The sequence below is a fragment of the Serratia sp. CY47280 genome (assembly GCF_052168655.1).
In the GTDB taxonomy this organism is placed as follows: domain Bacteria; phylum Pseudomonadota; class Gammaproteobacteria; order Enterobacterales; family Enterobacteriaceae; genus Serratia; species Serratia bockelmannii.
The window spans coordinates 14,851-27,851 of the sequence record NZ_JBJNMG010000003.1 but is presented as its reverse complement, the minus strand read 5'-3'; the positions used below and the strand labels follow the sequence as shown (position 1 = coordinate 27,851).

The 13,001-nt window shown below is 57.3% G+C and carries 12 protein-coding genes and 4 tRNA genes; 13 read left to right on the top strand and 3 right to left on the bottom strand.

Annotated elements, in window-relative coordinates:
- Positions 1 to 19: 19 nt before the first annotated feature.
- Both recA and recX read left to right on the top strand, forming a co-directional pair.
- Positions 20 to 1,084, top strand: coding sequence for a recombinase RecA (gene recA, locus ACJ8J4_RS14490; RefSeq protein WP_004932541.1), 1,065 nt, complete (start codon positions 20 to 22; stop codon positions 1,082 to 1,084).
- A gap of 60 nt (positions 1,085 to 1,144) precedes the next feature.
- The gene (gene recX, locus ACJ8J4_RS14485) at positions 1,145 to 1,657 is read left to right on the top strand and encodes a recombination regulator RecX (RefSeq protein ID WP_173889501.1); all 513 of its coding nucleotides are present in this window, start codon (positions 1,145 to 1,147) and stop codon (positions 1,655 to 1,657) included.
- A 40-nt stretch (positions 1,658 to 1,697) separates the two neighbouring features.
- Here recX and ACJ8J4_RS14480 read toward each other — a convergent pair whose 3' ends face one another.
- On the bottom strand, positions 1,698 to 1,841 hold the full coding sequence (locus ACJ8J4_RS14480; protein WP_162180460.1) for a hypothetical protein: 144 nt from the start codon (positions 1,839 to 1,841) through the stop codon (positions 1,698 to 1,700).
- On the opposite strand from ACJ8J4_RS14480, the gene alaS reads away from it, so the two are divergent.
- The 10 genes from alaS (at position 1,791) to luxS (ending at position 9,097) form a co-directional block, all read left to right on the top strand.
- Entirely contained in the window at positions 1,791 to 4,418 is a 2,628-nt protein-coding gene (gene alaS, locus ACJ8J4_RS14475) for an alanine--tRNA ligase (RefSeq protein WP_025301635.1), read from the top strand. The two genes, ACJ8J4_RS14480 and alaS, sit on opposite strands and share 51 nt — an antisense overlap.
- 252 nt (positions 4,419 to 4,670) lie before the next feature.
- Positions 4,671 to 4,856 (top strand): carbon storage regulator CsrA, encoded by a 186-nt coding sequence (gene csrA / locus ACJ8J4_RS14470; RefSeq protein ID WP_004091602.1) that lies wholly within the window; start codon positions 4,671 to 4,673, stop codon positions 4,854 to 4,856.
- A gap of 310 nt (positions 4,857 to 5,166) precedes the next feature.
- Positions 5,167 to 5,259 (top strand) — tRNA-Ser (locus ACJ8J4_RS14465).
- Between the two features lie 3 nt (positions 5,260 to 5,262).
- A tRNA-Arg gene (locus ACJ8J4_RS14460) sits at positions 5,263 to 5,339 on the top strand.
- Between the two features lie 61 nt (positions 5,340 to 5,400).
- A tRNA-Arg gene (locus ACJ8J4_RS14455) sits at positions 5,401 to 5,477 on the top strand.
- A gap of 52 nt (positions 5,478 to 5,529) precedes the next feature.
- Positions 5,530 to 5,606, top strand: a tRNA-Arg gene (locus ACJ8J4_RS14450).
- A gap of 172 nt (positions 5,607 to 5,778) precedes the next feature.
- On the top strand, positions 5,779 to 6,345 hold the full coding sequence (gene yqaB / locus ACJ8J4_RS14445; RefSeq protein ID WP_025301636.1) for a fructose-1-phosphate/6-phosphogluconate phosphatase: 567 nt from the start codon (positions 5,779 to 5,781) through the stop codon (positions 6,343 to 6,345).
- A complete protein-coding gene (locus tag ACJ8J4_RS14440; RefSeq protein ID WP_004932520.1) occupies positions 6,342 to 6,770 on the top strand; it encodes a YqaA family protein in 429 nt (142 codons plus the stop codon). Before yqaB ends, ACJ8J4_RS14440 begins: the two co-directional genes overlap by 4 nt.
- Before the next feature lie 82 nt (positions 6,771 to 6,852).
- Complete coding sequence (gene gshA / locus ACJ8J4_RS14435) at positions 6,853 to 8,415, top strand: glutamate--cysteine ligase (RefSeq protein ID WP_043143899.1); 1,563 nt, start codon at positions 6,853 to 6,855, stop codon at positions 8,413 to 8,415.
- Between the two features lie 166 nt (positions 8,416 to 8,581).
- On the top strand, positions 8,582 to 9,097 hold the full coding sequence (gene luxS, locus ACJ8J4_RS14430; protein ID WP_004932513.1) for an S-ribosylhomocysteine lyase: 516 nt from the start codon (positions 8,582 to 8,584) through the stop codon (positions 9,095 to 9,097).
- A 65-nt stretch (positions 9,098 to 9,162) separates the two neighbouring features.
- Here the strand turns inward: luxS and ACJ8J4_RS14425 are convergent, their stop codons facing one another.
- Both ACJ8J4_RS14425 and ACJ8J4_RS14420 read right to left on the bottom strand, forming a co-directional pair.
- Positions 9,163 to 10,452 carry an HlyC/CorC family transporter gene (locus ACJ8J4_RS14425; protein WP_016929024.1) on the bottom strand — a complete coding sequence of 430 codons (1,290 nt, stop codon included), beginning with the start codon at positions 10,450 to 10,452 and terminating at the stop codon, positions 9,163 to 9,165.
- A 42-nt stretch (positions 10,453 to 10,494) separates the two neighbouring features.
- The gene (locus ACJ8J4_RS14420; protein WP_004932506.1) at positions 10,495 to 11,286 is read right to left on the bottom strand and encodes a cytochrome C assembly family protein; all 792 of its coding nucleotides are present in this window, start codon (positions 11,284 to 11,286) and stop codon (positions 10,495 to 10,497) included.
- Positions 11,287 to 11,455: 169 nt separating this feature from the next.
- On the opposite strand from ACJ8J4_RS14420, the gene ffh reads away from it, so the two are divergent.
- Positions 11,456 to 12,817: a signal recognition particle protein gene (gene ffh, locus ACJ8J4_RS14415; RefSeq protein ID WP_004932504.1), complete on the top strand. Its 1,362-nt coding sequence runs from the start codon at positions 11,456 to 11,458 to the stop codon at positions 12,815 to 12,817.
- The last annotated feature ends 184 nt before the right edge of the window (positions 12,818 to 13,001 follow it).

The following is a 13,001-nucleotide window of genomic DNA, read 5'->3' as shown; positions in this document are numbered from 1 at the left end:
GCGAAACGAAGGAGCAAAAATGGCTATTGATGAGAACAAGCAAAAGGCGTTAGCTGCGGCACTGGGCCAGATTGAGAAACAGTTCGGCAAAGGCTCCATCATGCGCCTGGGTGAAGACCGCTCCATGGACGTGGAAACGATCTCCACCGGCTCACTGTCACTCGATATCGCTCTGGGCGCCGGCGGCCTGCCGATGGGCCGCATCGTCGAAATCTACGGCCCGGAATCGTCCGGTAAAACTACCCTGACGCTGCAGGTGATCGCCGCTGCGCAGCGCGAAGGCAAAACCTGTGCGTTCATCGATGCTGAGCATGCGCTGGATCCTATCTATGCGAAAAAGCTGGGCGTTGATATCGACAACCTGCTGTGCTCCCAGCCGGACACCGGCGAGCAGGCGCTGGAAATCTGTGATGCGCTGACCCGCTCCGGCGCGGTTGACGTCATCATCGTCGATTCCGTGGCGGCGTTGACGCCGAAGGCGGAAATCGAAGGTGAAATCGGCGATTCGCACATGGGTCTGGCGGCGCGCATGATGAGCCAGGCGATGCGTAAGCTGGCCGGCAACCTGAAAAACGCCAATACCCTGCTGATCTTCATCAACCAGATCCGTATGAAGATCGGTGTGATGTTCGGCAACCCGGAAACCACCACCGGTGGTAACGCCCTGAAGTTCTACGCTTCGGTACGCCTGGATATCCGTCGTATCGGCGCCATCAAAGAGGGCGACGAAGTGGTGGGCAGCGAAACCCGCGTGAAAGTGGTGAAGAACAAAATCGCTGCGCCGTTCAAACAGGCTGAATTCCAAATCATGTACGGCGAAGGCATCAACAGCCGTGGTGAGCTGGTCGATCTGGGCGTGAAGCACAAGATGATCGAAAAAGCCGGCGCCTGGTACAGCTATAACGGCGAGAAGATCGGTCAGGGCAAGGCGAACGCCTGTAACTTCCTGAAAGAAAACCCGGCTATCGCCGCCGAGCTGGATAAGAAACTGCGCGACCTGCTGCTGCACAGCGGCGGTGAGTTGGTGGCTGCCTCCGGTGACGACTTCGAAGATGACGAAGCGGAAACCAGCGAGCAGTTTTAATCGCTGAAGATGTGCGCCGCCGTTTATGTGGCGCACATCCCCTGAATTCAGGCTCAAATGATGAATGACTTGCTAAGCCGCGCCATGCGCCTGCTGTCGCAACGCGATCATAGTGAAGCTGAACTGCGCCGCAAACTTGCGGCGCAGCCGTTTGTGGCGAAAGCCCGTTTTGGCGGCAAGGGACCACATGCACCGGCATCACCGCCGGTGGCTGAAGAGCCGGTGGATCCCGCGCTGATCGAGCAGGTCATCGGCTACTGTTACCAGCACAACTGGCTGGACGATACGCGTTTCGCCCACAGTTACATCGGCAGCCGCAGCCGCAAAGGTTACGGCGCGCAGCGCATCCGCAGCGAACTGATGCAAAAGGGCGTCGACAAAGCGCTGGTACAGGACGCGCTGGCGGAATGCGATATCGACTGGTGCGAACAGGCAAAACAGGTGGCGCAGCGAAAATTTGGCGATGCGTTGCCAACCGACTGGAAAGAGAAAGCCAAAGTGCAGCGTTATCTGCTCTATCGCGGCTTTTTCCAGGAAGAAATTCAGTCAATTTACCGTGATTTTGCGCAATGAGCGCACACGGGGTTTTACTTCCCTCTGAAGAAAATTTATCTTATCCCCACTTTTTGTTCGTGAGCTGGTTGTCATCGTCGGGATGACGCGCCACCGGCTCACGTGTCGTTATTCTAGCCTTTCCAGGAAAATTATGAGCAAGAGCACCGCTGAGATCCGTCAAGCGTTTCTCGATTTCTTTCATAGTAAGGGTCATCAGGTTGTAGCAAGCAGCTCCCTGGTGCCTAACAATGATCCGACATTGCTGTTTACCAATGCCGGCATGAACCAATTTAAGGATGTTTTCCTGGGGCTCGACAAACGCGCCTATTCCCGCGCCACCACCTCGCAGCGCTGCGTGCGCGCAGGCGGCAAGCATAACGACCTGGAAAACGTCGGGTATACCGCTCGTCACCACACCTTCTTTGAAATGCTGGGCAACTTCAGCTTCGGCGATTACTTCAAGCACGACGCGATCAGCTACGCGTGGGAACTGCTGACCGGTGAAAACTGGTTCAACCTGCCGAAAGAGCGACTGTGGGTCACCGTGTATGAAACCGATGACGAAGCATTCGACATCTGGCAGAAGCAAATCGGCGTACCGGCCGAGCGCATTATCCGCATCGGCGACAACAAGGGCGCGCCTTTCGCTTCTGATAACTTCTGGCAGATGGGCGATACCGGCCCATGCGGCCCGTGCACCGAGATTTTCTACGATCACGGCGATCACATTTGGGGTGGTCCTCCGGGCAGCCCGGAAGAAGACGGCGATCGCTACATCGAGATCTGGAACATCGTTTTCATGCAGTTCAACCGTCAGTCCGACGGCACCATGTTGCCGCTGCCGAAACCTTCGGTGGATACCGGTATGGGCCTGGAACGCATCGCGGCGGTGTTGCAGCATGTGAACTCCAACTATGAGATCGACCTGTTCCGCACCCTGATTGCCGCCGTGGCGAAAGTGACCGGTGCGACCGATCTGGACAATAAATCTCTGCGCGTTATCGCCGACCACATCCGTTCCTGCGCCTTCCTGGTGTCTGACGGCGTGATCCCGTCTAACGAAAACCGCGGCTACGTGCTGCGTCGCATCATTCGTCGTGCGATCCGCCATGGCAACATGCTGGGCGCGAAAGACACCTTCTTCTACAAGCTGGTGGCGCCGCTGATCGAAGTGATGGGCCCGGCGGCCGATGAACTGAAACGCCAGCAGTCGCTGGTGGAGCAGGTGCTGAAAACCGAAGAAGAGCAGTTTGCCCGTACGCTGGAGCGTGGTCTGGCGCTGCTGGACGAAGAGCTGGCCAAGCTGCAGGGCGATACCCTGGACGGCGAAACCGCTTTCCGTCTGTACGATACCTACGGCTTCCCGGTGGACCTGACCGCTGACGTCTGCCGCGAGCGCGGTCTGAAAGTCGACGAAGCGGGCTTTGAAGAGGCGATGGAAGCACAGCGCCGCCGCGCGCGCGAATCCAGCGGTTTCGGCGCCGACTACAACAGCCTGATCCGTGTGGACGGCAGCAGCCAGTTCAGCGGCTACGATCACGACGAGCAGCAGGCGATGGTCATTGCGCTGTTCCGCGACGGCCAGCCGGTCGATCAGATCAACGCTGGCGAAGAGGCGGTGGTGGTGCTGGACGAGACGCCGTTCTACGGTGAATCCGGCGGCCAGGTCGGCGATAAAGGCGTGCTGAAAACCGCAGGCGCCGAGTTTGTGGTCAACGACACCCAGAAATACGGTCAGGCTATCGGCCATCAAGGCAAGCTGGCGCAAGGTTCGCTGAAGCTGAACGATCGCGTGGACGCGCAGATCGACACTGAGCGCCGCAACAGCATCCGCCTGAACCACTCCGCGACCCACCTGCTACACGCTGCGCTGCGCCAAACGTTGGGCGAGCACGTTGCGCAGAAAGGCTCTCTGGTTAACGACAAATACCTGCGCTTCGACTTCTCGCATTTCGAAGCGATGAAGCCGGAACAAATTCGCGCGGTGGAAGATCTGGTTAACCAGCAGGTGCGTCGTAACCTGCCGGTGCAGACCGAGCTGATGGCGTTGGAAGATGCTAAAGAGAAGGGGGCGATGGCGCTGTTCGGTGAGAAGTACGACGACAACGTGCGCGTGCTGACCATGGGCGACTTCTCCACCGAGCTGTGCGGCGGCACCCACGCCAGCCGCACCGGCGATATCGGCCTGTTCCGCATTCTGAGCGAGTCTGGCACCGCGGCGGGCATCCGCCGTATTGAAGCGGTAACCGGCGCTGGCGCTATCGCTACGCTGCATCAGCAAAGCGATTTGTTGCAAGACGTTGCGCAGTTGGTGAAGGGCGATAGCAACAACCTGACCGATAAAGTGCGCTCGGTGCTCGATCGCACCCGCGTGCTGGAAAAAGAACTGCAGCAACTGAAAGATCAGCAGGCGGCGCAGGAAAGCGCGTCGCTGTCCAGTCAGGCGAAAGTGGTTAACGGCGTGAAGCTGTTGGTCAGCCAGTTGGACAATGTCGAAGCCAAAATGCTGCGCACTATGGTGGATGACCTGAAAAATCAATTGGGTTCGGCCATTATCGTGTTGGCGACGACGGCTGATGACAAAGTCAGCCTGGTCGCGGGCGTGACCAAGGATCTGACTGACCGCGTGAAAGCCGGCGAGTTGATCGGCAACGTGGCGCAGCAGGTCGGCGGCAAGGGCGGTGGTCGCCCTGATATGGCGATGGCGGGGGGGACGGATATCAACGCCCTGCCAGCGGCGTTAAACAGCGTAGAAGCCTGGGTGGCCTCGAAGCTGTGAACATAAATAAATAGCACGCACAAACGCCATAATACTTTGTTGATTATGGCGTTTTCATACTGTGCTAACACAATTTAGTTACAATTGCGGGAACAAAGTTTTTCAGGTCGGCTAAACTTACCATTATCTGAGGTGGGACCAAGTCTGCTTACACTTATTGTGGATTGCGCGGCTTACGTTTTCACCACATATGATGGATAATGACGGGGAAACTGAGAGACCCGACTCTTTTAATCTTTCAAGGAGCAAAGAATGTTAATTCTGACTCGTCGAGTTGGTGAAACCCTCATGATTGGCGATGAGGTTACGGTCACTGTGCTAGGGGTAAAAGGCAACCAGGTGCGTATTGGTGTGAATGCCCCCAAAGAGGTTTCGGTTCACCGTGAAGAAATCTATCAGCGCATTCAGGCAGAGAAGTCTCAGCAGACGACTTACTGATTCCGAAGCAGCGTCTCGTTGCCAGACGAGACGCTACTGCATCGTTTTACCCACTTCTTTCGTTCTCCCCTCTCTTTTTCGTGATTATTTTCCCGGTTAGTTTTCTGCTTTGTTGCCACAGACGCTACGGTTGCCTGTTGATAAAACGCCCTTTTTGCCGTGAAATCGCCCATGTTGGGTGTGAATTGTGCAAACGCGCATGAGTTGGGAAAAATTGTTTGACTTAAAAGTCGGAGAAAGTAATATGTGCGCCACGCAGTGCCGATGAGCTTCTCCAAAGCAAGTTAGGCACAATTCGAAAGAAGCGTATGGTGAGGTGGCCGAGAGGCTGAAGGCGCTCCCCTGCTAAGGGAGTATGCGGTCAAAAGCTGCATCCGGGGTTCGAATCCCCGCCTCACCGCCATTTGCATCCATAGCTCAGCTGGATAGAGTACTCGGCTACGAACCGAGCGGTCGGAGGTTCGAATCCTCCTGGATGCACCATATTTTGCAGTATGGTGGGGTAGTAACAACGTACCATACGGTATCAAAAAAGAATTCCTGTGCATCCATAGCTCAGCTGGATAGAGTACTCGGCTACGAACCGAGCGGTCGGAGGTTCGAATCCTCCTGGATGCACCATTCTTTCTGTCGTGTTTCGTTAGCGAAGCAGGCAAGCAGTAAAAATAGACATGCATCCATAGCTCAGCTGGATAGAGTACTCGGCTACGAACCGAGCGGTCGGAGGTTCGAATCCTCCTGGATGCACCATCTAAGAGAAACCCGCCTCGGCGGGTTTTTCGCTTTTCAGCCTTTATCTATCTCCCCCCCTTTCCCCTTTGTGCACGATTAGGCACAGCACATTCCGCTATGACGCAGTCAGCGACAACCCATCGGCTTTACGCTAAAGTAGTTTTCTTTCCTCAACGATCATGGAGTAACGATGTACGACCGCTATCAGGGTCTTATTTTCGACATGGACGGCACGATTCTGGACACCGAGCCAACGCACCGTAAAGCGTGGCATGAAGTGCTGTCCCGTTATGGCATGACGTTTGATGAAACGGCCATGGTGGCGCTGAGCGGTTCGCCGACCTGGCGCATCGCTCAGGCGATTATCGCCAGCCATCAGGCCGACCTCGATCCCCATCACCTGGCGGCGGAGAAAACCCGCGCGGTGGAAGCGATGCTGCTGGATAGCGTGCGTCCCTTGCCGCTGATCGAGGTGGTGAAGTCCTATCACGGCCGCCGTCCGATGGCGGTCGGTACCGGCAGCGAGCACCGCATGGCTGAAATGCTGCTGCGTCATCTCGGCCTGTTCGACTGCTTCGACGCGATCGTCGGCGCGGACGACGTACAGCGCCATAAACCGGAGCCGGATACCTTCTTACGCTGTGCTGAACTGATCGGCGTGCCGCCGGAAAAATGCGTGGTGTTTGAAGATGCCGAATTTGGCATTCAGGCGGCGAAAAGTGCCGGTATGGCTGTGGTAGACGTCCGCACGCTGTGAGTAGTACGCTAGCCGTAATATCGTTATTTGGCAGTAGCTTCCTCAGTGCGACGCTGCTGCCGGGAAATTCAGAAATCGTTCTGGTCGCCTTGCTTACCCAGAGTCGCGTCTCGCCGGAATTGCTGGTATTGGCCGCGACCTTGGGCAACACGCTGGGCGGCTTGACCAATGTCATTATCGGGCGCCTGTTACCGGCGTTGAAACCACAGCGGGGGCTGGCAACGGCGCTCGGGTGGCTGCAACGCTTCGGCCCGGCTGCGCTGTTGCTCAGCTGGGTGCCGGTGGTGGGCGATTTGTTGTGCGTGTTGGCAGGTTGGCTGCGCATGCCCTGGGGCTCTGTCGCGCTGTTTCTGTGTATCGGAAAGGCGCTGCGTTACATCGTTTTGGCTATGATAACGGTACAGGGCATTGCCTGGTGGCAGTAACCAAGTGAATATAACTCAATATTCTCTCGGGTGCGGATTCAGTATGCTTACGAGTTATTGTTTTTAGAAGCGGGAGGTCAATTTGATCCCGGACGTATCACAGGCGCTTTCTTGGTTGGAAGCCCATCCTCAGGCATTAAAAGGCATTCGTCGCGGCATCGAGCGTGAAACGCTGCGAGTCACGCCGAACGGCACCTTGGCGACCACCGGGCATCCGGAAAAGCTGGGGGCGGCATTGACGCACCACTGGATCACCACGGACTTCGCCGAGGCGCTGTTAGAGTTTATTACGCCGGTTGATGACAATATCGATCACCTGCTGACGTTCCTGCGCGATATTCATCGCTACGTGGCGCGCAACATTGGCGATGAGCGCATGTGGCCGCTCAGCATGCCGTGTTTTATCGAAGCCGAGCAGGACATCGAGCTGGCGCAGTTCGGTTCGTCGAACATCGGCCGCATGAAGACGCTGTACCGTGAAGGGCTGAAGAATCGCTATGGCGCGCTGATGCAGACTATTTCCGGTGTGCACTACAACTTCTCGCTGCCGCTGGAATTTTGGCAGGCCTGGGCCGGCGTGCAGGACGCAGAAAGCGGTAAAGAGCAGATCTCGGCGGGGTATTTCCGCCTGATCCGCAACTATTATCGTTTCGGCTGGGTGATCCCATATCTGTTTGGCGCATCGCCGGCCATTTGTTCTTCGTTCCTCAAAGGGCGCGAGACCACTCTGCCGTTCGAGCGCACCGAGCAGGGGATGTGCTACCTGCCGTACGCCACCTCGCTGCGTCTGAGCGACCTGGGCTACACCAATAAGTCGCAGAGCAATTTGGGCATCACCTTCAACGATCTGCACAGCTATGTGGCCGGTCTGAAACGGGCGATTGCTACGCCTTCCGAAGAGTTCGCCAAGCTGGGCGTGAAAGAGGGCGATCGCTACCTGCAGCTGAACAGCAACGTGCTGCAAATCGAGAACGAGCTGTATGCGCCGATCCGGCCGAAGCGCGTGACCCAAAGCGGCGAGACACCGTCAGACGCGTTGCTGCGCGGCGGTATCGAATACATCGAAGTGCGTTCGCTGGATATCAACCCGTTCTCGCCGATCGGCGTGGATGCGGTGCAGGCGCGTTTCCTGGATCTGTTCCTGGTGTGGTGCGCGCTGGCCGATGCGCCGGAGATGAGCAGCGATGAACTGCTGTGCACGCGCAAGAACTGGAACCGGGTGATCCTCGAAGGGCGCAAGCCGGGCCAGACCATCGGCATCGGCTGTGGTGCCAGCCATGAGCCGCTGGAAAAAGTGGGTAAGGCGCTGTTCGCCGATCTGCGTCGGGTGGCGGAAGTGTTGGACGGCGAAGCCGGCAACCGTCAATACCAGCAGGTGTGCGATGAGCTGGTCGCCGCGTTCGACGATCCTGAGCTGACCTTCTCCGCGCGCATTCTGAAGGCGATGAAGGCGGAAGGCACTGGGCGCGTCGGTCTGCAGCTGGCGGAGCAGTATCGCCAGACGTTGCTGGAAGAACCGTTGGAAATCCTGAATGAGGCCGAGCTGGATAAAGAGCGGGAAGCCTCGTGGCAGCGCCAACGCGACATAGAAGCCAATGATACGCTAAGCTTTGAAGCGTTCCTGAAGCAAAACGGCGGAAGCTGAAAAAGAAAAAGGCCACATCAATGTGGCCAAATATGCATCTCTGATGACAGGGATGATGATAACAAATGCGCGTCTTTCACATACTCAGACTCGCAGGGTTGGAAAAGGTTTCCCGGTTAGGAAAAAAAGTTTCGAAATAAATGCTCTTTTACGAGGAGGTAGCGAAATGCCATTGCTGGATAGCTTTACCGTCGATCATACCCGTATGGCAGCCCCGGCTGTCCGCGTTGCGAAAACCATGAAAACGCCTCATGGTGATACCATCACGGTATTTGATCTGCGCTTTTGCCGCCCGAACCTGGAAGTGATGCCCGAACGCGGCATTCACACGCTGGAACACCTGTTCGCCGGCTTTATGCGCGACCACCTGAACGGCCAGGGCGTGGAGATTATCGACATCTCCCCAATGGGCTGCCGCACCGGTTTCTACATGAGCCTGATCGGCGTGCCGGAAGAGCAGCGCGTTGCCGATGCCTGGAAAGCGGCGATGGCCGACGTGCTGAAAGTGACCGACCAGCGCAAGATCCCTGAGCTGAACGAGTACCAGTGTGGTACCTACCACATGCACTCGCTGGAAGAAGCGCAGGAAATCGCCAAGCACATTCTGGATAACGGCGTGGTGGTGAACCACAACGACGAGCTGGCGCTGCCGAAAGAGAAGCTGCAGGAGCTGCATATCTGACCGTACGTTTCCCGCAGAAACAAAAAAGACGCGATTTCGCGTCTTTTTTACGTTCTGGCCGGCGGTCAGTGATGGCCGACGCTGGACTGCAGCGAGGTGATCGGCGTGACTCGCACCTGTTTGATCATGTTGCCCTGTACGTCGAGAATGTCGATATCGTAATGGCCGATACGCACCCGGGTGCCGATTTCGGGGATCTCTTCCAGTTCTTCCAGCAGCATACCGTTGACGGTACGGGCTTCATTGGCCGGCAAGGTCCAGTTGAAGGCTTTGTTCAGCTCCCGTACGTTGGCGGTGCCGTCGATCAAGACCGAACCGTCGCTCTGCGGCGTGACTTCTTCCGCCAGCGTCGGTGACATCGAGGTGGTGAAGTCGCCGACGATCTCCTCGAGGATGTCTTCCACCGTAACCAGGCCCTGAATGTCGCCGTACTCGTCGACCACGATGCCGACCTTCTCTTTATTGCGCTGGAATTTCACCAACTGAACGTTGAGCGGCGTGCCTTCCGGTACGAAGTAGATCTCATCGGCGGCGCGCAGCAGGTTCTCTTTGTTGAACTCTTTTTTCTCGGTCATCAGGCGGTAGGCTTCGCGCACGCGCAGCATGCCGATCGCATCGTCCAACGAGCTGCGATACAGCACGATGCGGCCGTGCGGCGAGTGGGTCAGCTGGCGCATGATCGACTTCCAGTCGTCGTTGACGTCGATGCCGACGATCTCGGTGCGCGGCACCATGATGTCGTTGACCGTCACCTTTTCCAGATCCAGCACCGAGATCAGCATGTCCTGATTGCGGCGTGAGATCTGCGACTGGGATTCGCGCACGATGGTACGCAGCTCATCCTTGCTGACGGCGTCGCTGATGCGCACGTTGGTGCGAATGCCGAACAGGCGCAAGGTCAGGCTGGTGATGCCGTTGAGCAGCCAGACCAGCGGGAACATCACCTTTTGCAACGGGGCCAGCAGGACGCTGCTGGGGAAGGCAATACGTTCCGGATAGAGGGCGGCGAAGGTCTTCGGCAGCACTTCGGCGAACAGCAGCACGGCGAAGGTCAGTATGCCGGTCGCGATCGCCACGCCGAGATCGCCATACAGCCGCATGCCGACGATGGTCGCCAGCGCCGAGGCGAGGATGTTGACCAGGTTGTTGCCGATCAGCACCAGGCCGATCAGCCGATCCGGTTTTTGCAGCAGCTTCTCCACCCGACGCGCCGAGCGGTTGCCCTGTTTGGAAAGATGACGCAGGCGATAACGGTTGAGCGTCATCATGCCGGTTTCGGAGGCGGAGAAGTAAGCGGAGACCACGATCATGATCACCAGGATAATGATGAGGGTCCCCGTCGACACATGCTCCAATGCAGTATTCCTTATAGAGAGGGAGAATTGAGCCAGGCTGGCCTAGCGCACCATCACCTGCTGAATCAGACGGCTGCCGAAATAGGCGAGCGTCAGCAGGAAGGCGCCGGCGAAGCTGAACCAGACGACGCGGCGGCCGCGCCAGCCTTCATGGTAATGGCCCCACAACAGCACGATATACACGAACCAGGCCATGATCGACAGCACGGCTTTATGCACGTTCTCTTTGCTGAACAGGTTATCCATGTACAGCAGGCCGGTGCACAGGGTGAGCGTCAGCAGCACCACGCCGATCTGGGTGATATGGAACATCTTGCGCTCGATGCTCATCAGCGGCGGCATGTCGGCGCTGAAGGTCAGCTTCTTGTTTTTCAACAGGTAGTCGAGCCAGGCGAGCTGTAAGGCGTAGAGCGCGGCGATGATCAGGGTGGCGTAAGAGAATAGCGCCAGGCCGATATGCACCATCAATTCCGGGCTGGCCTCCAGGTGAGTGATGAACTCGCCGGGCATGAAGCTGGCGAAGGCCAGATTGATCATCGCGAAGCTGTAGACGATCGGCAGCAGGAACCAGCCGCGATCGCGTGAAGCGACGAAGGTCATCACCGAGCAGATGATCAGGCTGACGATAGAACCAATGTTCAGCAGGCTGAGATTCTGCCCGGCGCTGACGTCAAAGATGCGCTGCTGCAGCGCGATGGCGTGGCAAATCAGCGCCACCACCGCCGAGACGAGGGCCAGTCGACGGTATGCGCTGTTCTTCCGCAACAAGCTGGGAATGATCAGTCCAAGGCTGAGCAGGTAGGCCATCAAAGCCACAATGGAGAAAACTGGCATAGCGTTTAATTTTGCTTCGGCGTGGTTAATAGGAGTGTCAGTATAACGTTGCGCGCGTTTCACTCCAACCTATCTCCAACGCTGAGGCAGAGATCCGCCGCGCTTCGTGTTATCATCGGCGCAATTGTGTCGCCGGAGCGGCCTGTCATTACACGTTGAGCATGAGACGATGTTTGAAAATTTAACCGATCGATTGTCGCGCACGTTGCGCAATATCAGCGGCCGCGGGCGGCTGACCGAAGAGAATATCAAGGAAACCCTGCGTGAAGTGCGTATGGCATTGCTGGAAGCGGACGTTGCGCTGCCGGTGGTGCGCGACTTCATCAACCGCGTCAAAGAGAGCGCGGTTGGTCATGAAGTCAACAAGAGCCTGACGCCGGGGCAGGAGTTCGTCAAGATCGTCAAGGGTGAGCTGATCGCCGCGATGGGCGAAGTCAACACCGAGCTGAATCTGGCGGCCCAGCCGCCGGCGGTGGTGCTGATGGCGGGCCTGCAGGGCGCCGGTAAAACCACCAGCGTCGGTAAGCTCGGCAAGTTCCTGAAAGAAAAACAGAAGAAGAAAGTGTTGGTGGTTTCCGCGGACGTTTATCGCCCAGCGGCGATCAAACAGCTGGAAACGCTGGCGGAAGGTGTCGGCATCGATTTCTTCCCGTCTGACGTCAAAGAAAAACCGATCGACATCGTCAATCGCGCGCTGCAACAGGCCAAGCTGAAATTCTACGACGTACTGATCGTCGATACCGCCGGCCGTCTGCACGTTGACGAAGCGATGATGGACGAGATCAAACAGGTGCATGCGGCGATCAAGCCGGTGGAAACCCTGTTCGTGGTTGACGCCATGACCGGCCAGGACGCCGCCAATACCGCCAAGGCGTTTAACGAAGCGCTGCCGCTGACCGGCGTGGTGCTGACCAAGGTCGACGGCGACGCGCGCGGCGGTGCCGCATTGTCCATCCGCCACATCACCGGCAAGCCGATCAAATTCCTCGGCGTGGGCGAGAAGACCGAAGCGCTGGAGCCGTTCTACCCGGATCGCGTGGCATCACGCATCCTGGGCATGGGCGACGTGCTGTCACTGATCGAAGATATCGAAAGCAAGGTCGACCGCGAGCAGGCGGAGAAACTGGCCAACAAGCTGAAGAAGGGCGACGGTTTCGATCTGACCGACTTCCTGGAGCAGCTCAAGCAAATGCGCAACATGGGCGGTATGGCCAACATGTTGAGCAAGCTGCCGGGCGCGGGCCAACTGCCGGACAACGTCAAATCGCAGATGGACGACAAAGTGCTGGTGCGCATGGAGGCGATCATCAACTCGATGACGCTGAAAGAGCGCGCCAAACCTGAAATCATCAAGGGCTCGCGCAAGCGCCGCATCGCGATGGGGGCCGGCATGCAGGTGCAGGACGTCAACCGCTTGCTGAAGCAGTTCGACGAAATGCAGCGTATGATGAAGAAGATGAAGAAAGGCGGTATGGCGAAGATGATGCGCGGCATGAAAGGTATGATGCCACCGGGCTTCCCAGGCCGCTGATGGGCCTCCGCACGCTGAGTGCGGGCGCTTTCAGCATTCGCCGTTCGCGGTGAAAACCGCCCGAAATTTGACAGGCTGCAAAAGTTGTCCCCTGCGATCGACGCTTTAGATTGCTTTTTGCGCCAAAATGAGTAAAATTTTCGGGCTTTTTATATTGCAACCGGGCCCCGTCCCTCAATGGGGC

Coding starts and splice junctions, on each gene's coding strand:
- csrA (WP_004091602.1), top strand. CDS start 4,671: ATGTTAATTCTGACTCGTCGAGTTGGTGAAACCCTCATGATTGGCGAT.
- luxS (WP_004932513.1), top strand. CDS start 8,582: ATGCCATTGCTGGATAGCTTTACCGTCGATCATACCCGTATGGCAGCC.
- ACJ8J4_RS14480 (WP_162180460.1), bottom strand. CDS start 1,841: ATGAAAGAAATCGAGAAACGCTTGACGGATCTCAGCGGTGCTCTTGCT.
- recA (WP_004932541.1), top strand. CDS start 20: ATGGCTATTGATGAGAACAAGCAAAAGGCGTTAGCTGCGGCACTGGGC.
- ACJ8J4_RS14420 (WP_004932506.1), bottom strand. CDS start 11,286: ATGCCAGTTTTCTCCATTGTGGCTTTGATGGCCTACCTGCTCAGCCTT.
- recX (WP_173889501.1), top strand. CDS start 1,145: ATGAATGACTTGCTAAGCCGCGCCATGCGCCTGCTGTCGCAACGCGAT.
- alaS (WP_025301635.1), top strand. CDS start 1,791: ATGAGCAAGAGCACCGCTGAGATCCGTCAAGCGTTTCTCGATTTCTTT.
- ffh (WP_004932504.1), top strand. CDS start 11,456: ATGTTTGAAAATTTAACCGATCGATTGTCGCGCACGTTGCGCAATATC.
- yqaB (WP_025301636.1), top strand. CDS start 5,779: ATGTACGACCGCTATCAGGGTCTTATTTTCGACATGGACGGCACGATT.